General features: G+C 35.5%; 15 protein-coding genes and 1 other annotated feature. Of the genes, 1 reads left to right on the top strand and 14 read right to left on the bottom strand.

Annotated features, from left to right (window positions below; translation table 11 throughout):
- Positions 1-8: 8 nt before the first annotated feature.
- The 14 genes from I6I93_RS05125 to I6I93_RS05060 form a co-directional block, all read right to left on the bottom strand.
- Positions 9-3,677: a phosphoribosylformylglycinamidine synthase gene (locus I6I93_RS05125; RefSeq protein WP_112889691.1), complete on the bottom strand. Its 3,669-nt coding sequence runs from the start codon at positions 3,675-3,677 to the stop codon at positions 9-11.
- Positions 3,667-5,028 (bottom strand): amidophosphoribosyltransferase, encoded by a 1,362-nt coding sequence (gene purF / locus I6I93_RS05120; RefSeq protein ID WP_112889690.1) that lies wholly within the window; start codon positions 5,026-5,028, stop codon positions 3,667-3,669. Before purF ends, I6I93_RS05125 begins: the two co-directional genes overlap by 11 nt.
- A 399-nt stretch (positions 5,029-5,427) precedes the next feature.
- Positions 5,428-8,079 carry an S-layer homology domain-containing protein gene (locus I6I93_RS05115; RefSeq protein ID WP_112889689.1) on the bottom strand — a complete coding sequence of 884 codons (2,652 nt, stop codon included), beginning with the start codon at positions 8,077-8,079 and terminating at the stop codon, positions 5,428-5,430.
- Between the two features lie 166 nt (positions 8,080-8,245).
- Positions 8,246-9,568: a M18 family aminopeptidase gene (locus I6I93_RS05110; RefSeq protein WP_112889688.1), complete on the bottom strand. Its 1,323-nt coding sequence runs from the start codon at positions 9,566-9,568 to the stop codon at positions 8,246-8,248.
- 18 nt (positions 9,569-9,586) lie between these two features.
- Positions 9,587-11,023, bottom strand: coding sequence for an APC family permease (locus I6I93_RS05105; protein WP_112889687.1), 1,437 nt, complete (start codon positions 11,021-11,023; stop codon positions 9,587-9,589).
- 751 nt (positions 11,024-11,774) lie between these two features.
- On the bottom strand, positions 11,775-12,887 hold the full coding sequence (locus I6I93_RS05100) for a 5-methyltetrahydropteroyltriglutamate--homocysteine S-methyltransferase (protein WP_112889686.1): 1,113 nt from the start codon (positions 12,885-12,887) through the stop codon (positions 11,775-11,777).
- A 70-nt stretch (positions 12,888-12,957) separates the two neighbouring features.
- Positions 12,958-13,180: a binding site (T-box leader), on the bottom strand.
- 46 nt (positions 13,181-13,226) lie between these two features.
- Positions 13,227-13,631 (bottom strand): hypothetical protein, encoded by a 405-nt coding sequence (locus I6I93_RS05095; protein WP_112889685.1) that lies wholly within the window; start codon positions 13,629-13,631, stop codon positions 13,227-13,229.
- 22 nt (positions 13,632-13,653) lie between these two features.
- Complete coding sequence (locus I6I93_RS05090; RefSeq protein WP_112889684.1) at positions 13,654-15,258, bottom strand: potassium/proton antiporter; 1,605 nt, start codon at positions 15,256-15,258, stop codon at positions 13,654-13,656.
- 148 nt (positions 15,259-15,406) lie between these two features.
- Entirely contained in the window at positions 15,407-15,862 is a 456-nt protein-coding gene (tnpA, locus tag I6I93_RS05085; RefSeq protein WP_112889683.1) for an IS200/IS605 family transposase, read from the bottom strand.
- 214 nt (positions 15,863-16,076) lie between these two features.
- Complete coding sequence (locus I6I93_RS05080) at positions 16,077-16,358, bottom strand: hypothetical protein (RefSeq protein ID WP_112889682.1); 282 nt, start codon at positions 16,356-16,358, stop codon at positions 16,077-16,079.
- Positions 16,351-17,547 (bottom strand): pyridoxal phosphate-dependent aminotransferase, encoded by a 1,197-nt coding sequence (locus I6I93_RS05075; protein ID WP_112889681.1) that lies wholly within the window; start codon positions 17,545-17,547, stop codon positions 16,351-16,353. Before I6I93_RS05075 ends, I6I93_RS05080 begins: the two co-directional genes overlap by 8 nt.
- A 25-nt stretch (positions 17,548-17,572) precedes the next feature.
- Positions 17,573-18,529: an ATP-binding protein gene (locus tag I6I93_RS05070; RefSeq protein ID WP_112889680.1), complete on the bottom strand. Its 957-nt coding sequence runs from the start codon at positions 18,527-18,529 to the stop codon at positions 17,573-17,575.
- Positions 18,504-19,517 carry a DnaD domain protein gene (locus tag I6I93_RS05065; RefSeq protein ID WP_112889679.1) on the bottom strand — a complete coding sequence of 338 codons (1,014 nt, stop codon included), beginning with the start codon at positions 19,515-19,517 and terminating at the stop codon, positions 18,504-18,506. The genes I6I93_RS05070 and I6I93_RS05065 overlap by 26 nt, the downstream gene beginning before the upstream one ends.
- Positions 19,518-19,520: 3 nt before the next feature.
- Entirely contained in the window at positions 19,521-20,093 is a 573-nt protein-coding gene (locus tag I6I93_RS05060; protein ID WP_112889678.1) for a GNAT family N-acetyltransferase, read from the bottom strand.
- A 212-nt stretch (positions 20,094-20,305) separates the two neighbouring features.
- Here I6I93_RS05060 and I6I93_RS05055 point away from each other — a divergent pair, with 212 nt between their 5' ends.
- Positions 20,306-20,791, top strand: coding sequence for an Lrp/AsnC family transcriptional regulator (locus I6I93_RS05055; RefSeq protein ID WP_070701557.1), 486 nt, complete (start codon positions 20,306-20,308; stop codon positions 20,789-20,791).
- The last annotated feature ends 6 nt before the right edge of the window (positions 20,792-20,797 follow it).

Below are 20,797 nucleotides of genomic sequence, written 5' to 3'. Positions count from 1 at the left end.
TTTTTTAATTAATCTTCTTTAAAGAATTCTACTCCTGCAGTGAAGATGTCTTCAAGTTCCATGTCAAAAATGTTCTTGAAAGTATTCTCTACAAATCTTTCACTGTGACCCATCTTGCCAAGGATCTTTCCATCTTCTGACATAAGTGCTTCAACATTTAAGAGTGAACCATTTGGCGCATCTTCATAACAAATTGCAACTTGTTCCTTGTCAAGGATGTCCTTTATAACTTCTTCACTTGCAATAAATCTTCCTTCTCCATGGGAGATTGGCACCTTGTAAGTTTTGCCTTCTTCTAGCCTTGCAAGCCATGGTGAATTATTTGAAATAACTCTTGTGTCCACAACTCTTGCAATGTGTCTTGAGCAAGTGTTGTAAGTTAGGGTTGGATCATCTTCTTCAAGGTCCTTGATCTTGCCGTAAGGAAGAAGTCCTGTCTTAACAAGGGCTTGGAAGCCGTTACAAATTCCAAGTATAAGTCCGTCGTTTTCTTCTAATAAAGTTTCAATTGCCTTTTTAACTTTTTCAGACCTAATTACATTGGCTATAAATTTACCAGATCCTCCTGGTTCGTCTCCTAGTGAGAAACCTCCAGGTATTGCAAGGATTTGTGCCTTGGAAATTTTTTCTGCCAATTCATCAAGTGATTCTTGAAGGGCTTTTTCGTCCTTGTTCCTAAATACAAGAACTTCAGCTTTTGCTCCTGCTCTCTCGAAGGCCCTTGCTGTGTCGTACTCTGAGTTTGTGCCAGGGAAGGCTGGTATAACAACCTTGACTTCATCAACTGGCTTCTTGGATTTCATCCTTCTCTTTGGAGCCTTAGCTTGGTCAAAGTCTTCAAGTTTATGTGAGTCAAGTGGCTTGAAGATCTTATCCATTGTTGTGAGATAAGCCTTAGATAATTTTTCTACATCTAACTTCTCTCCATTTACAATCATTTCATCTTCTTTGAAGTCACCAAGTTTTTCTATGAAGTCCCTGTCTTCTTTGTATTCAACTATAAAAGATCCGTAAAGTGGTGAATAAAGGTCATCTAATCTTATGTCAAAGCCAACATTATCAATTGCCATTTCAAAAATTTGTGGAAGGCTTCCCTTGTGAGTAATTGCTGCTGCAGAAATTATGTTTCCAGCTTCAATTTCTTTTTGTAGATTTAGGAAGTTTTCCTTTGCCATATCTAGGTCAAGCGCTCCAATATTATCTCTTTTTGTTTTTATAAGACCAATCTTGCCCTTGACCTTAAATTCTGGACTGATGATATTTTTTGCATCAGCAGTATTTACTGCGAAGGAAATTAGTGTTGGTGGAACATTTATGTCTTCGAAGCTTCCACTCATGGAGTCCTTGCCCCCAATTGGTGGTGCGTCAAAGAATCTTGATGCCTTTAGGGCTCCAAGAAGTGACTTAAGTGGTTTTGACCAAGACTTCTTGTTGTCCATCTTTTCATAAAATTCTTGGAAGGAAAGTCTAATACCTTCTACTGGCGCTCCTGCTGCCACAAGTTTTGCAATTGATTCAATAACTGCATAGTAGCCTCCAAGGAATTGTGATTCTTCAGATAATTTTGGATTAAAGCCATAGGACATAACTGAAGCTGTCCTTGATTCGCCATCATCTATTGGGATTAGGGCTGCCATAACTTGGGCTGGTGTATTTTGCTTTTTGCCTCCAAGAGGTTGTAGGACTGTTGCTGCTCCCACTGATGAGTCGAAGAGTTCGATCATATTCTTCTTAGAAGTTATATTTAAATCAGATAAATATTTTTCAAGGTCTTCAAGTCCGTCTTTGTTATTTAAGAATTTAGGAAGGTCTTCGCTTACAACTTCAACTTCTTCAAATCTTTTGGCACCAGTTTGGTTTACAAAGTCGTAACTCATGTCGCAGATAAGTTCGTCTTGGTAGTACATCTTTAGTCTATTGTCGCCAGTTACTTTTGCAACCACTGTTGCTTCAAGATTTTCCTTGTCAGCAAGTTCCATAAATTTGTCTACGTCGTCCTTGTCGATAACAACTGCCATTCTCTCTTGAGATTCTGAAATTGCAATTTCTCTTGGTTTTAGGCCCATGTATTTTAGTGGAACCTTATCAAGTTTGATTTCTATAGAGTCAGCAAGTTCACCAATGGCAACGGAAACTCCACCTGCACCAAAGTCGTTACATTTTTTGATTAATTTTGCTGCATCAGGATTTTTAAATAGTCTTTGGATTTTTCTTTCTTCTGGGGCATTACCCTTTTGGACTTGGGCAGATTCTGTTTCTATAGAAGAAACATTGTGGGACTTTGATGAGCCTGTTGCTCCACCAATTCCGTCCCTACCAGTTCTACCACCAAGAAGGATAACTACGTCGCCTTCACTTGGTTCAATTCTCTTTACATTTTCAAGAGGACAAGCTGCTATAACTGCACCAGTTTCCATCCTCTTTGCCACATAGCCTGGGTGGTATAATTCGTCAACAAGTCCAGTTGCAACTCCAACTTGGTTTCCATAAGAAGAGTAGCCAAGAGCTGCTTCTGTGACAATTTTCTTTTGTGGTAATTTACCTTCAAGAGTTTCTTCAATTGGAGTGAAAGGATCTCCTGCTCCTGTTACCCTCATGGCTTGGTAAACATAGGACCTACCAGAAAGTGGGTCTCTTATGGCACCGCCAAGACAAGTTGAGGCACCGCCAACAGGTTCGATTTCTGTTGGGTGGTTGTGGGTTTCGTTCTTAAACATAAGTAGGTAGTCACGGTCTTCTACTTTGCCATCAACTTCTACCTTTGCCTTGATCTTTACAGAGCAGGCATTTATTTCAGATGAAACTTCTAAATCTTCTAGCTTTCCATTTTTTCTAAGTTCCTTGGATAAAATTGTGCCAAGTCCCATTAAGGTAATTGGTTTTTTAACTCCAAGCTCTTCTCTCATCTTTAGGTAGTCGTCAAAGACTCTTTTGATTTCCTTGTCAAGCTCAGTCACAACACCAAAGTCAACATCAAGTTCTGTGTTAAAAGTTGTGTGCCTGCAGTGGTCAGACCAGTAAGTATCAATTATTGCAACTTCTGTTTCATTTGGGTCCCTGTTTTCTGACTTGAAGTAGTCTTGCAATACTTCTAAGTCTTCTGGACTCATGGCAAGGGATTTTTCTTCAACAAATTTAACAAGTCCATCCTTGTCGAGCTTGTTAAAACCATCATAAACTAGGTTTTCGTGGTTTTCTTGTGCCTCTTCTCTAAGTTCAGTTTCCTTATAAACATCAACTTCTTGAGAGTCAACTGGGTTGATTAAGAAGGCCTTAATCTTTTCAAGGTCAGCCTGGCTCACTCCTCCAATGTCATAAACTTCTGTGACCTTGGCCCTTAGTTTTTCGTCAGTGAAAAGGGCAAGGGTTTGGATAAGTCCGTCTTCCCTGTTGTCAAATTGGCCTGGTTGGTATTGGATTCCAATTGGGTTTTCAAAAGATTCTTCTAACTTTTTGTAGTCTTCATAATAAACTTCTTCTACTGGAGCTTCATAAAAAACACTGGCCAAAGTTTTTTCTAGGCTTTCATCCTTTATGTCTATGTCGTATCTTCTATAAGTTTTTATATAAGTAGCTTCGATTCCAAGAGAATTTTTGATTTCTTCTCTTAGGGCCTTTGATTGGTGGTCAAATTCATTTTTCTTGCAGATATAAATTCTCTTAACATTATTTTTCATCTTCAATTAACTCCTTTGGCTCTACTGCGTAAGATCCATTAAAGCAGGCTTCGCAGAATTTATTTTCTTTCATCAAAGTTGCATCTAGCATTCCCTCCATGGATATGAAGGCAAGGGAATCTGCTCCTATCCTTTCTCTCATTTCTTCCACAGAATAATTTGCGGCAATAAGTTTTTGCCTAGATGGGGTGTTTATTCCATAATAGCAAGGGAATTTTACTGGAGGAGAAACTACCCTCATGTGAACTTCCTTGGCACCAGCCTTTTTCATCCTCTTAATAAGATTTTTGGAAGTTGTTCCCCTTACAACAGAGTCGTCAACAAGAACAATTCTCTTTCCCTTTAAAACTGTTTCAAGAGGATTAAGTTTTAACTTTACAGAAAGTTCTCTTTCTTCAGCAGTTGGCTTGATAAAAGTCCTGCCCATATACCTGTTCTTAACAAGACCTTCTGCAAAAGGAATCCCTGATTCTTGGGCATAACCCATGGCTCCCGGTGTACCAGAGTCTGGAACTGCAATGACAAGGTCAGCATCAACTGGAGCTTCCTTTGATAAAATTTCTCCACATCTTCTCCTAAAATTGTAGGAGTTAACTCCGTCTAAGTTGGCATCAGTTCTTGCAAAGTAAACATATTCAAAGATGCAGTGCTTCTTGTCGTCCTTTTCATAAAAGTCTGAGTGGATTCCATCCTTATCAACAACAATAATTTCTGAAGGCTCAACATTTCTTATGGCGTCAGTTCCAATAATTTCAAGAGGAGCATTTTCAGATGCAATTATAACTTCACCGTTTTTTGCCCTGCCAATTAAAAGTGGTCTAAAACCATTTGGGTCTCTAAAAGCAATAAGCTTATCTTCAAAAAGCATTACAACACTGTAGGCTCCCTTGATCCTTGCCATGGTCTTTTTAACTGCTTCCACAATGTCGCCTTGGTAGTATTTTGCAACTAGTGAAAGGATAACCTCTGTGTCAATGGCAGTTTGAAAAAGCATGCCTTCGTCTTCAAGCTCTTCCCTAATGGACTTGTGGTTAACAAGGTTTCCATTGTGAGCAAGGGCAAACTCCTTGTTCTTTGAGAAGGCAAGTAGGGGTTGAGAGTTGTATCTATAAGATCCCCCTGCTGTTGCATAACGAACGTGTCCAATCCCAACATTTCCCTTTAACTTCAAAAAGCTTTCATCATCAAAATGATCGTAAACAAGTCCCATACCCTTGTCCAGTATCAAGTCCTCCCCATTAAAAACACAAATACCTGATGCTTCTTGTCCCCTGTGTTGAAGGGAATTAAGTCCATAAAATAATTTTTTGCTTACGTCTTTTTGTGAGTAAATGCCTATAACTCCACACATTAGTCTGCCACCTCATTCTTCCAAAAATAAAAATCTTCCATTCTTCCTCCAATTAAAAAAGCCCATCAAAAAGATGAGCTAATAATACCTATAAAAAATTAGTCGCAAATATAGAGTCAATTGGGCCGTGAGCTTTATCTGTAAATTTTCTTGAATACATTAGGCCTAAAAACATAATAACAATCCTCCATAAATGTGATGACTTCATTATAACATATAATTTTTGTAAATTAGAAATTCCTTTTAAATTTTAAAAATTTTATTAATATTGCAATTAGTAGAAGATTTTAGATATTATAATTAATATTTTCCTTTCAATTTATTCATAAATTCTCCAAAGAAAAAAGATGCCTTCTTAAGCATCTTTTTTGGTCTATTTATTAAACTAAGAAAATTAATTTATGAAAGTAAATTTACAATTACTCTCGCAATTTCTCCTCTTGTTATATTTTCTTTAGGGTCAAAGCTTCCATCATCTCTTCCAGTAAATAGACCTCTACTTACTGCCTTCTTTACTTCATTCTTTGCCCAAGAAGATATCTTTGCTTCATCTTTAAAATTAATATCTTCAGCTTCTTTTCTTTCAATTCCAAGTTTTTCCACATATCTATTTAAGATAGCTGCAACTTCTTCTCTTGAAATTTCTCTATTTCCCTTAAATTCTCCATCTTCATATCCATATACTATGCCCTTCTTGCTTGCCCATACAATATAGCCACTTTCTTCTGAATCTTTATTTAAATCCTTATAAATATTTTCAGTGTACTCTTTAGGATTTACATTTTGCATCTTTGCAAGTGCTTTTACAAGTTCAAATCTTGTTGCCTTTCTATCTGGGAAGAATTTCCCATTTATTAAGTCCATAAGATCCTTATCTAAAACTTTTTCTATAAATTCTTTTGCCCAGTGGCCTTCATAATCTGTTACATCAGCTTTTTTGCCTTCTGTTTTCTTGTCTACTTCTTTTTCAAGATTTTTGTTTTCAGAAAATATTGAAGTGCCAACATAGACTGGATAAGTTTTTTCATGATGTTTTCTGTGGGTTAAATTATCATTCCAATTTTCTTCCACATCATTATCAATTACTTGGGCATTATCCTCTATTTCAGTCCAAGGAATTACATTCTTGTCATCTTTTTCAACTTCTCTTGGATATTTTTTTGCAAAATCAAATCTATTGTCGAAGTTTAAATCAAGTACATCGTCATTTCCCTTTCCAAGCATATAATTTACATCAAAGAAAGTTTTTTCAGAATCAGAAAGACTTGCAGCATAAGGTGAATAAGTCTTTAAGAAAATTTTATTTGCATCTTCGTCAAATTCTGCATATTTGAAAAATCCATTTCCACCATTATAGGAAAATTGATAATCAGCTAGAATTGTTATAACTGGTTTATTCTTGTCGTTCATATAAACTTTATTCCCAGCTCCATGATAGTGACCAGACACTGTCATAAATACTTGATCATATTTTTTAATTATATTCCAGATTTCATCTCCAACGCCAGAAAATTGAACTGAAGATGGTTCTGTATCTGAACAGTCAACTATGTTGTGAGCCACAATTATTGTTGGATTTTCTCTGTTTTCTTTTAAAATATTTTCAAACCAATCCTTATCGCGTCCAAGGTCATACCAAGATAGACCCACCATTAAATATTCATAGGAACCTGCCCTTACCTTCATGTAAGATGATCTGCCAGAAGGAGAATCATTTACTACATATGTGGCCTTTTTAGTAAAATCTGAGCCTTTTCCATAATAATCTTTATAAAACATATCAAGAGGATTGTTGTTTGGATTCATGTAAAATTCTTTATCATTATATCCATATCCTTCTTCTGGCCAGTAATCGTGATTACCTGGAATAATCAAGGTTTTTATTTTAGAATCAGCAAGTTTATAAAATGTATTTTTAGAATTTTCAAACTGTGTCTTATCATCAAAGTCTTCAACAATATCTCCAAGATGTGAAACTGCTTTAATGTTGCCTTTGTCTGCATCATTAACTAGACCTCTAATGGCACTGTCCATTACATCTGGTTTGAATTTTACAGTGTTTTGTGTATCTGGTAAAAATACAAAATTGTAATTATTTTTGTTCTCCAAGGCAAATTCCTTATTTGTACCAAAATCTCCTGCTAGACTTTCTGGATTTGGAATTAACCACTCACTTTTAGAAAGTGCTCCCTTAGAAATTCTTATTGTTTCAATATTTCCATTTAAAAACTTATCAAGAGTTTGACTTCCTTCTTTCCACCAAGATGAACCAACTCTAAATCTTCCGTCTGCTGGGTCAGCAAAAATTCCTCTCATAGCTCCACCATCACTTGATTTATAATTCCTAAAAGACTCCGCTCCATTTAAGAAAGACTTTATATTTCCTTGGTTATCACAAGTTATGGCTATGTGATACCATTGACCGCCCTTATCCATGGCAACAGACCATACAGCAGATTTCATAAGATGAGAATCATCTTCGTTCACAGTTAAGTATTGAACTTCTTTACAATTTGAAACTGCAATAGAAGTTGAACCAAGTTCAGGCTCGTCCATTGTCTTTACATTCTTTGTGTCGGCAACTTGTCTTGCAAGCATTCCCATCCATTTATCATTATTAGTCCAGTCCTTTGGCAAATAATACAAGATTTCAATTGTATAGCCATCACTAAATGTTTCTTTGTTTATTGGCGCGTCATTTACTGTTACAAAATCGGCACCCTTATCCTTTGCAAGTCCAGCAAATTCAATTGAGCCCTTTCCATTTATAGATTCACTCGAAAACTTTAGATAATCTTCCCAATTTTCACTAGACTTATCATCAGTTAAATGTCCACCTGTGTAAGTTTGCATTTCCAAGTCATTATTATTTCCACTTGTATCTTTAATCTTTAAAGTTCCATCACCAATGGAACCAGTAGAATTTTCTTTACTAAAATCCCACTCTGCAACTACTTTTGATTGTGCAAATATTCCACTTGGAATAAGTGATACAAACAATGCAACAAGTAAAAATAATGACAAAAAACTTCTTTTCAAATTATTTTTCACTTTTTTAACCTCCTAAATTTTCCTTTGATAAGTATAAAAAAATTTTGTTTAAATTGAGATTATTAAAAGTAAATCCTCTGTAAAAATTTTTATTTCAACAAAAAAAGAGCAGGCCTAAGCCCACCCTAAAAAAGTATTTATTTAAATTTAGAATTTAAATCTTATTTTATTCTTCAACAGAGATTTTTGATGCTCCATCGATTTTTATATTTGTGTTGTAGTATTTTGTAAGGGCCTTAACCATGTAAGCTGGGTCCTTTGCTCCTGCAGTTTCGTAGTTGGAGTGCATTGCTAGTTGAGGTAGTCCAATGTCAACTGCGTGAAGGGACACTTGTGTGTTTGATAAGTTTCCAAGAGTTGAGCCACCTTGCATGTTAGATCTGTTGGCAAAGTGTTGAACTGGTACCTCAGCAAGGGCACAAATCTTTTTGAAAACTGCTTGTGAAAAGGCATCTGATGTGTACTTTTGGTTAGCAGCTTCCTTGATTACAATTCCTTCATTCATGAAAGTTCTGTTTTCGTCATCAGTTAACTCCTTGTGGTTTGGATGAACTGCGTGAGCATTGTCAGCACTTACTAGGAAGGATTTTGCAACAGCCTTGTGGTATTCTTCTTCTTCAAAACCAAGACCTGCGTTAAGTCTCTTTAATGTGTCGTGAAGAAGGGTAGACATAGCACCTTGTTTTGTGTTTGATCCAACTTCTTCGTTGTCGAAGCAGCAGTAAACATTTACTGCCTTGTCGTTTTTACCTTCAATAAAGGCCTTAAGTGAAGTGAAGGCACATTCTAGGTCATCAAGTTTTGGTGATGAAACAAATTCATCCTTGTAGCCCCAGATCTTTCCTTCTTGTCTATTTACTAAGAATAGGTCCTTAGAAATAATTTGGTCTTCACTAACTCCAAGTTCTTCAGCTATCATCTTGTTGTAGTCGCCTTTTTTCATTTCACCATTTGTAAATAGTGGAAGAAGGTCAACTTGTCTATTGTATTCATAACCCTTGTTTACATCCCTGTTCATATGGATGGCAACATTTGGGATAATTAAAATATCCTTGTCAATGTGAAGTAGCTTTGAAACTATGGCGCCATCTTCTTCTACTAGGACTCTTCCTGCAAGAGTAAGTGGCTTGTCGAACCAAACTGAATCAATTGGTCCACCATAAACTTCTACATTTAGTTTTACATAGTCTCCTGGGCCATCTAGCTCTGGCATACTTTTCACCTTGTAAGTTGGTGAGTCAGAGTGAGAAGCCACTAGTTGGTAGTGATAATCTGAAAGGTCACTACCTACCTTAAAGGCAATAATACTTGAGTCGTTTCTTGTAGTGTAATAATTTTTGCCTTTTTCAATAGTCCAGCTTTCGCCTTCCTTTAATTCAATAAAATTTTCCTTGTCAAGATATGTCTTCACAGTGTCAATTGTGTGGAACATACTTGCAGATTTTCTAATAAATTCTAACAATTCCTTTGAAGTTTCTAAATAATTCATACTTCCTCCTTTTAGAATTTAGCTAAGTTTTTGATCTTCCTTTGCCCTAATCATTGGTAAGATTACTCCAAGTGCAACAAGTACAAGTGGTGTAATTATGTTAAGTGCCATTTGCATTGGGTCATCTGAAATCATTCCTAGGATACAGCAAGCAGCTGTAACTACGAAGCACCAGAATCCAAAGAATAGAGCAAGACCTTGCTTACGAGTGAAGTAGAAGTCTCTTTCTACATCGCCCCTGTTCTTTCTCAAGAAGATATATGCCAAGAATACCCATAGGTAACGAAGTGGCATTGTAATTGAGTTAAGCTTTGTTAATTGTCTTAATACAGTTGCGGCACCTGGCACAAGGATTTGTGCAAGGATAATAGAACCTGCAAGAACAATTATAAGTTTAATACCGTTGATGTAAGCTCCATATTTATTTTTCTTAAGAAGCTTTCTTGGTATATATTTATTTGTCTTATCATCATCAAGTAGCATTCTAAGTGGTGCGTCAATACTTACAACAAGTGTAGAGAATTGACCAATAGTGTTACATAAAGCGTAGATGATCATAATAGAATTTCCAAGACCATAGTATTCTCCAACTTTTTGGAAGGCCCAGTAAGCACCGTTAGCTGCATAAGAGTCAAAAGTTGCAGGATCTGAATTAATAATAGCAGGATCAAACATCATACCCATGGCAATAGTACCAAAGATAGCAGAAATAATTACCATTACAGCAGCGAAAATCATTGCCTTAGGGAATTCTTTTGAAGAGTTACCTTCCATGTTGTTTACGTAAGGACTCATCTTTTCAATACCACCAACAGCAAATACAAGAATTGATAAAGAAGTGAAATACTTCATATCAAATGTTGGGATTAAATTATTAAGAGACCAGTCCATAGCTTGGTAACCACCATTAGGGTTGATTTTTGGTGCAGCTAGCATCATTAAGATGTAAAGAATACCCATAACAAACATACTTGAACCTGCAATAGTTGCAAGGTTTTTAAGTGGGTTAAGTCCCCTACTTGCTACCCAGCAGAAAATTAAAAATACTGCTAGAGTTGCGATTTGTACATAAACAGTTGGTAGTGAGTCATAAACTTCTGCGTTTTGGAAGAACATCCAAGACATAGCCTTTAGTCCACCAGAACCCTTAGAAGCAATGTAGGTAATGTGACATGCCCAATAAGTCCAACCTGCGTAATAAGCTAGCTTATCGCTAGAAGTTGATCTTATCCATGATGTAACTCCACCACCCTCGTCCTTGAAGGCTGAACCAAGTTCTCCAACCATTAGAGCGTTTGGAATAAAATAAAGTGCGAACATTAGGATCCATGAAAATATTACTTGGATTCCGTTAAAGAATACGAAACCGTTAACAACATTTCCAAAACCCCATAAAGTGGAGAAGGCCATGAAAGCCAGGGCATTCCACTTAATTTTCTTTTGTGAATCTTGCATATAAAGTCTCCTCTCATAAAAATAATTGCATGATTAAATTAATTATAACCTTAACAAAAATCCTAGTCTAGTGAATTTAATAAATAAGAAAAACATTTTTCCCTCCCCATCTTTGACCTATTCCACTTTAAATTGATTTATAATTAAAGTCTTGACCCTTTACAAATACAAATCTCTATCTCTTTTAAGTAAAATAGAATTTTAGATTTGTAAAAATTTTATCTCAAGACTCTTCCCTAAAAATACAATTTTATAGAGAATTTAAAAATGTATTTTTTCTTTGTTTTCTTATTAAAAATTTTGTTTTATCCAATAAAAAAATCTCCAAAACTGGAGATCTTTTTGTAATATTTTTAATCAATTTAGGAGGAGTTTTCTTTTAGGAAAATATTTTTATAAACTTAATTAAAATACTAGGGTGGTCATAACCCTTAATTTTAATTTAAATAATAAAATCTTTTCTAATTATAAACTTGAAATTTTTGTTACTTTGTTGTTTTTTATAAGTCTGTAATTTTTTATGAGTCTATACTTTTTTACAACTTTATATCTATTTACCAGTCTACATTTCTTTATGATCTTATATTTTTTTATGACTTCCTGCTTTTTTATTAACCTATACTTATTTGCAAGCTTATAGTTTTTTATCAAGTCATAATTTTATGATACTTTGTATTTTTTGGTCAGTTAATATTTCTTTATGACTTCCTAGTCTTTTGTAGTTTATAAAATTTACATAGTTTGCAAAATTTTAAATTAAAACTTCTTCTGCTACTTCTTTTAAAAGAGCTATCTTCTTCCATTGGTCTTCTTCTGTCACTGCGTTGCCTTCTTCTGTTGATGAGAAACCGCATTGGGGTGATATGCAGATATTTTCTAGAGGAATATATCTTGCCGCTTCTTTTATTCTCTTTATTAGTTCTTCTTTATCTTCAAGTTCTGGTCTTTTTGATGTAACTATCCCAAGGACAACTTTCTTGCCTGCTGGAATTTTGGCAAGGGCCTTAAAGTCTCCAGATCTTTCGTCGTCGTATTCTAGATAAAAGGCTGATACATTTTCTCTTGCTAGGACATAATCTGCAACTGCGTCGTAGGCTCCCTTGAAGTGAAAGGATGACTTGTAATTGCCCTTGCAAATATGAGTTGTTATATTTAGTCCTTCTGGTGCTTTTTCTATTGCCTTGTTATTTATTTCTAAGTAAATCTTCTTAAGGTCTTCAATATTCTTTCCATCAGCTTCATAAAGTTTTGTGGCATCATCATCTACTAAGGCACCCCAAGTGCAATCGTCTATTTGCAAGTTTCTGCAACCTAATTCATAAATTTCTTGGAAAAATTCTCCATAAGCCTTGGCTACATCTTCTACAAATTCATTTTCATCTTCATAAATTTTTCCTTCTCCAATTTGTTTATAGACAGTTCTTAGGAGTTGGGCAGGTGATGGAATTGTTTGTTTTGCCACTGTGTTTTCATCTTCAAATCCTTTTACAAACTTGTAGTGGTCTAGGAAGGGGTGGTTTTTACCTCCAATTTTTCCGACAATTTTTACTCCGTCAGGTCTTAGGGTTTCTCCATGGAAGTGAATTAGTTCATCTTCAGCCAAAGTGTACTTTTCTATTCCTTCAAGTCCCCAGAAGAAGTCAAAGTGCCACCAGGATCTTCTAAACTCTCCATCAGATATAATTTTTAGTCCTGCTTCCTTTTGCTTTTTCACTAACTTTTCTATTTCTTTGTCTTCAACTTTTCTAAGTTCTTCTCCTGAAATTTCCCCCTTAGAAAACTTTTCTCTTGCGATTTTTAAATCTCTTGGTCTCAAAAAAGATCCTACAACGTCGAACTTACTTGGTGCTAAAATTTTTGTCATTTTCTTTCTCCTTTTTCTAAAATCTATCTTGAGAATGTATAAAAAAAAGTCCTTACTGTTTATAAAAAACAATAAGGACGAATTATTTCCGCGTTACCACCTATTTTGCATAAGGAATGCCACTCTCAAGTACCAACATACTCTATCTCTATAACGGGAGCTCCCGGAAAAGTCTAATATCGACTAATCCCATCAGAGGCCATGTTCATCCACATCTTCCTTTGACCCTCTCAGCAAAACGGGCTTCTCTGTAAAATTCCAAGATGGATTACTCTTCTCTTCAAATGGTTTAAATTTTCTATAATGTTAGCATCATTAATTTTACCTGTCAAGACTTTTTTAATTAATTTTATTTAGAAGTTCGTCAACCCTGTCAGATAAGTCTTCTAGATTTCCTCTGATTTCTTTTATTTCCCTGTTTACACGAAGGTCTGTAAAGATGTTGTCAAAAATTACATCTACAAAAAAATCATAAGTCGAATCAGAAATTTCATCATCAAGATCAATCCTAATATCATTTAATTCATTTTTTGCCACTAATAATTTTTCTCTCACACGGTCAAGGCCTCTGTTGATATCTTTTATCTTGCCCCTCTTTACCATGCCAACTATTCCAGAGTCTGCAAAAAGGTCAAAGATTCCCCACCTTGATGCACTTTCTGTGAGTTTAATTGTCTTGTCGATTTCATCCTTAAGGTCTAATAAGCTTTCTCTCGCTTCTCTAAGTTCTTTTTCTCGTGACATATTTTCTCCTTTATAAATTCTTTTACTTAGCCGGATCTTCTATTTCATTTATCTCCCTAGAGATTATTGCCCTGTCGCCCGGATTTAGAAGGGTATCTCCCCTTGGGACAATTATCTCTCCACCTGGTCTTTGGACCATAATTATAAGTTCATCTTTTCTTATGTGGAGGTCCTTCACCCTCTTGCCTGCCCAATCATGAGTTTCGGAAATTTTTATCTCAAGAAGGTCTTCTCCTGTGTAGTCAAAGTAAGTTTCTCCTCCAAGGACAAGTATATCTCCATCTCTTAGGTAGGTGTTACCTCTAGGGACTATACTCTTATTGTCTCTTTCTATTTTTGCAATTATGACGTTAAAGGCAAGTTCAATGTCTGATATTTTTTTATTTACCCAAGGCGATATTTTTGTAACCTGGGTCTTGATAAATCCAATATCTGTCTTGTCTGAATAATAATTAAAGGTCCTTAGGACTGAGTCGTCTGGATCATACATGTCCACCTTCTTAGTCGCAAAGGGAAGGGCTGTTCCTTGGATAAGAAGTGAAAAAATACAAATTACAAAAACTATGTGGAAGATGTCTATAGATAAGTTTACCCCACTGTTTACCACCATTATGGCAAAGGCAATGGCAGCTGCTCCCCTTAGTCCTGCCAAGGAAATTATTGTAAGTTGGTTCTTCTTAAGCTTAAAGGGTGCCATAAGTCCAAATACTGAAAGTGGTCTTGCCACTATTAGCATAAAGATTGCAAGTATAAAACCAATAGGAAGGGCCTGGCCAATTAAGTGGATATCTGATAATAGTCCCAATAGGAAGAACATGGCAATTTGAAAAATTGTTGAAAGGCCGTCAAAGAAGAATACAACGTCTCTCTTTTTCTTAAATTCGTGGTTACCAATGTAAATTCCAAGAACGTAAAGGGCCAAGAATCCATTTCCTCCAAGTGTTTGAGTTAGGGCATAAGTCCCTATCATAAGTGTGGCTATAAAAACTGAAAAAAGTCCATCTTCGTCAAGAGATAATTTTTCTATAAGTTTCATAAATACAAAGCCCAATAGGAAACCACCAGCAAGTCCAAAGACAACTTGCTTTAATACCATCATTGGAACTGAAAGGTCGCTGCCAAGTAGCATGGATAAGAAAACCATAGTCATTGTGTAGGCTGTGGGGTCGTTGGATCCACTTTCGATTTCTAATAGGGATGCCGTCTTGTATTTTAAGTTTAGGTTTTTAGATACAAGTATATTTGATACAGATGCGTAGTCTGTTGATGCCACAACTGAACCCAGTAACATGGACTCTAAGAAGCCAAACTTCAAGACATAGTGGCAAAAGACTCCTGTTATAATTGCAGTTGCAAGGACTCCAAGGCTTGCAAGTATAATTGACTCCCTTGCCCTCTCACGTCCCATATTCCAATTGGTACCAAAACCCCCATAAAAAATTATTATCATAAGGGCTATTGTGGCAATATTTTCTGCAATCCTATAATTGTTAAAATCATATCCCAAGGCTGAGAAGATAACTCCCAATGCCAAGAAAAGTAGTAGGGCAGGAAGACCCGACTTGTTGGATATTTTTGTGGCAATCATAGCCAATAAAAGAATCACTGTTATTAATAATAGATTCATAAATTCTCCTCTTTCTAATTTGAAAAATCTATTTTTAATAAAAAATCCACCGGCGTAGCCGGTGGTTTTGCTTTTGCGGTCCAAAGGACCTTTTTTACTAGCTGCGCCTCAAGGACGCTTGTGGTTTACCACTTGCAATCTCTACTTGCTAACCCCTAAAGGGGTCTGTATTGTCCATGGTTATCTGACCACTTAATTCATCTTCTTTAAGTTGGTTGTGAATATACTCTTTTATTGCTTTTGTATTTTTGCCTGCTGTATCTACATAGTATCCTCTGCACCAAAATTGCCTTCCCCTATATTTGTATTTTAAGCTACCCCATTTGTCATATATCATTATGCTGCTTTTCCCTTTTAAAAATCCCATAAAACTAGACACACTCAATTTTGGTGGTATCTCTAGCAACATGTGTACATGATCTGGACAAACTTCTGCTTCTATTATGTTAACACCCTTCCAGTTGCAAAGCTCTCTTAATATTGCACCTATTTCCAATCTTTTACTTCCGTAAAATACTTTCCTTCTATATTTTGGAGCGAACACTACATGGTATTTACAATTCCATTTTGTGTGTGATAAACTATGTGTATGATTTAAATTCATAAAAAACCTCCTGTTATTTTTGTGTTCTGGTAAACCACAAATTTATTTTAACACGGAGGTCTTTTTATTTTTTGTTATTCATCGCTAAAGCTAAATTGAACCCCCGGTCCAACCGGGGGTATTCTAATTACAAAAAGGAACTGCCAAAAGGCAGTCCCCTCTTAATGTGATTATAACATTTTTATCTTGTTAAAGTGAAAAATAATTTCATTTTTTAAATTCTGTTTGCCGATTTAAATATATAGAAGAGGGCTCCAGTCAAAATATAAAATCCAACTAGGACAAAGAAAAGCTTCTTGTTCTTTGTAAGGCCAGCCATAATTAAAGTAAGGATAACTATGGCAATTGATAAAACAATTTGTGCCATCCTAAGCCCATCATTTATGGCTCCCTGACTTACTCTTATATAGTTATTGGCGAGGACAGAAATCATTATAAGGGTAACTAAAAATATTATTATTTTCTCTAAAATCTTTAAAATCTTATCCCTATTCATTTTCCCTCGCATAGGCTTCCATGCCCTCTCTTAAAATTCTCATACTCTTTCTTATGTCGTCTACATTTAGGACAAAGGCAAGTCTAACCATTTGCCTTCCCTCTTCCTTGTTCTTGAAGAAACCTGCAGCCGGTGCAAACATAAGAGTTTCTCCATCAATTTGGAAGTTCTCAATTAGCCAAATTGCAAATTTTTCTGTGTCGTCAACAGGAAGCTTAGGCATAACATAAAAGGCTCCCTTTGGTTTTTCCACAGTTACTCCAGGAATTTTTATAAGCTCTTCGTAGATTACGTCACGTCTTTTTTGGTATTCCTTGTTAACTTCTTCGAAGTAGGATTTGTCTATTCCATATAATTCTGCCGCTGCTCTTTGTTCAAGAGTTGGTGATGCAAGTCTGCAGTTGCAAAGTCTATTTATAGCATCCTTGATTTCATCATTTTTTGTTGCAATGGAACCAATTCTTGCCCCACAAGCTCCAAATCTCTTGGATATGGAGTCAAGTAAAATTAGATTTTCTTCTATTCCACGAACTTCTCCAAAGGACTTATAAGCATTGCCATCGTAAACAAACTCCCTATAAACTTCGTCAGCAACAATATATAGGTCGTGTTTTTTTGCAAGTTCAACTATCCTCATAATCTCTTCTTCAGAGTAAAGAGCTCCCGTTGGGTTAGTTGGGTTTGAAAGCAAAATTGCTACAGTCTTGTTATTAATATGCTTTTCAATTTCTCCAATTTCTGGAAGGGCAAAACCTTCTTTTGGATCAGTCTTAAAGGCTTCAAGTTCAATACCAAGTTGCTCAAAAACTGTCATGTAATTTGTATAGAAAGGGTCAGTTGTTAGGACCTCGTCACCTTCGTCACAAATTGTTTGGAAGGTAAACAAGAGGGCCTCACTAGCACCATTTGTGATGTAGATGTCCTTGGCATCAAAATTTATTCCCCTGTTTTTATAATATTTTGCAGTCGCCTCCCTAAGCTCTACAAGTCCTTGGGCATGGGCATAAGGAAGTGGTCCCTTCTTAACATTTTTAAAGGAATCAAAATAAACATCTGGGACCTCAATGTCTGGCGCCCCAATATTTAATTCGTAAATCTTTATTCCCCTTGCCTTTGCAGCATCTGCATAAGGTGTCAACTTTCTAACTGCTGAATATTCAACATTTTGAATTCTCTTTGATAATTTCATGTTTTCTCCCTTCAATCCATCTATCTCATTGCCATCTTAAGTCTGGCCCAAAAAATTTAATTGGGACAAATTTTTGAAAAACTCTTGAAAATACCCTGTCAGTGTAGGTTTCTGACAATTCCTTTGGTGACAAGTTAGTAGAAATTAATGTCTTCTTGCCACGCAAAAGTCTCGTATTTATAATATTAAAAATCTCTGAGGCTGTAAAAGAATTTACAAACTCAATCCCCAAATCATCCACTATTAAGAGGTCTGCCTCAAAATAAAGATTGTACTTGTCGTCATCAATATTTTTAAACTTCCTGTCCTCTATGGTCTTTAGAATCTCATAGGCTGTCTGATAAATTACAATGACGTCTTTTTTTATAAGTTCAGCCGCAATGCAGTTCAATAAAAAAGTCTTGCCTTGGCCCGTTTGACCCCAAAGAAGTAGGTTTAAATCATTCTTTTCATCGAAGTCCCTAATATATTTTTTAGAAATTGCCAAGATGTTTTTCATGTTTTCTCTTGGCGACATATCATATTTTTCATAAACTTTTTCAGAAAAGACATTTAAGTCAAACTTGTCAAAGTTCTCCCTATCAAGCATATAGGAAATTGAGGACATGTCATAAAGCTCTGAGACAATTAACTTCTTCAAGCAGTGACACTTCTCGTCATCTTCATTTATGCCTGTGTCGTGACAGTCCTTGCAAGAATAAATTTCTTCAAGATAATCCCTTGGATAGCCATTCTTTTCCAAAAAGTCCATCTTTTTTATTTTTAAGTTATATATCTTTTCTGATGCCTCAAGAGACTTGTCTGCATTGGGATTTTTAATCTGGTCCATAGATGCCCTTAGGGCAATGTCCCTTATTAGGCCATCAATTTGCCTAACTTCAGGAATTTTTTTGTAAATTTCCTCTAGTCTTTTCTCATGGATTTCAGAATTTTTTCTCCTCAAGTTTTCATAATAATTACTTATCTTTGCCGTCAGTTCCATAATCAACACCTAGCTTTTTAAAACCCTCTCTTTGCTTTTTCATAGCAACATCAAAGAGGTCGTCTTCTGAATAATTATCTGTTATTTGCTTAAAGTTGTGAAAGGCTGTGGGCTTTCTCTTCCTTTTCTTTTGGTCCTTTTCCTCAACATCTTCTGGAGACTTAATATCTAATTCTTTCCATTTCATAAGGATGGCATCAACATAATTGACATTGGGCTTGGAAATCTTTGAAGTCCTCTTGCAAGCTTCTAAAATCAAGTCCTTTGAGAATTTAAATTCATCAAACCAAGAATTAATAATGTTAAAGTCAACTTGACTAAACTTCTTGTCCACTCCAATGTATCTCATTATTTTTTTGTACCTATAATATTTTATGTCGTGCTCAATGTAAGACTGCTCAACTTCTTCCATGGTCCTAATATTGTCTCTGGACCAGTTTCTCACAACTTGTTCCACATAAGAAATGTTGTAAATCCCCTTGATCTCTGTTGTATAGAAAAAGGCTTCTTCTATTAAGTCGGCTGGCATATTGTAGGCCGTAATCCAATTTATTATGTCAATCTTCTTCATGGGAGCAATAGGCTCTCTCATGAGGAACTCTGCCCTTGTAAGAAGGTTGGCATAGGTTGGGTTTTCAACAACTTCTGAATAACCCTTGTCCTTTTTCTTTTCTTCTGATTTTAAGTTGTAGACATTCTTGATATAAAGTTCCTTTAGGTTTACAAACTTAACCTTGTCATCTTCTATCTCAACTATGCCCATCTTCTTCCAATAGGCCCAGGCCCTATTGACATCGGACTCAAGGATTCCAAGATAGTCGGCAAGATTTTCGCTAGTAATGCCAGTTTTCCCTTCCTTGGCAAACTTGTAACCCAAGAGATAAACTTTTACAAATTCGCCATTGGCTCCTGGCATAAAATCATTTAAAAAGATATTCTCTATGGAAGTCTCTCCAAGGTCGTATTTATTTTTTTCAAGTAAAAACATATTTCACCAATCTCTTTCCAAGTCTATGTCCATCTTTATTGCGTAGTTAAAGGTCCTGTTTAAAATAATCTTAAAGGAAGACTTGTTCTCGTAGAAGTCAGGTATGCTTTCATCATAAGACCCATTGGGAAACTTCATGAGAAAACTGTAAGATTTTTTAAAGCCAAGCTCTTCATAAACTTTTCTTGCCCTCTTGTTGTAGTCTGCAACAAATAAAATTATTTTTTTAAAGCCCCTGTCCTTTAAATAAGTCAAAAAAAGGCCAAGAATCTTTTTGCCAATCCCCTGATTTATGTAGTTGGGGTCTAAGACCACACCAAGCTCTGCCTTCTTCAAAATTTTATTTATATTTTTTAGTGACAAGTAACCAATTATTCTTTCATCACTTTCTATTACAAAATACTCTGAGAGAGGCCTTTTAGTCTTCCATTTAAACCATTTTATTATATCTTCTTCAGACTCTTCTATAAAATTATACTCCAAGAAGAGGGGCGAATCATTGCGGCCCCAATTTCTAAAAGTAAAAACATCTCTTAAGTTCATCTTTCTAAAACTAAGCTTTGGATTATTTTCCATAAGAGCCTCCTTTGATTATTATATACTATTTTAAGAAGTCTATAAAGAAGTATAAGATTTTCACATTTTAATAAAAATTTTTATCTTCTTATCATAAAGATAACTTTTTCTATTTACAATGTTTAAATTTATTTCATTTCTTATGATTTATGTTAAAATAAAATTACACTTAATAAATAAATTTGTACAATTCGTAACAGGGGAGATTTTTTATGAGAAAAAATGACAATTTAGATGAAATTGATGTTGAAATCCTTGAGCTCTTGAGAAAAAATGGACGCATGAGCCACGAAGATATTTCAAAAAAATTAAATCTAACAAGACCTGCTATCCATAGAAGAATATATAAGATGGAAGACGCTGGCTACATCAAGGGCTATAAGGTCCTTGTGGACTGGCAAAAGATTGGCTACAACGTGGACACCTATGTCCTCTGTAAGGTCAACACCAATGATTTCAAGGGACTTATCTCAAAAATTATGGAGATTAAGGACGAGAAATTTAAAATCTTTGAATGCTACAGGGTTACAGGCGAGCACTGTATAATGTTAAGGATTAAAACTATAAATACTTCAGACTTAACAAGGTTTTATGATATGATTTTAAAAATCGATGGAATACTTGATACTAAAACCCTTCTTATCCTTTATTCTGAAAAGGGAAATGATGAAATTTTTACCAGGGTTGATACTGAATAGTTAACA

Origin of the sequence: Peptoniphilus harei (assembly GCF_016726485.1) — a bacterium.
Classification (GTDB): Bacteria; Bacillota; Clostridia; order Tissierellales; family Peptoniphilaceae; genus Peptoniphilus_A; species Peptoniphilus_A harei.
This window is presented reverse-complemented; position numbering and strand designations above follow the sequence as displayed.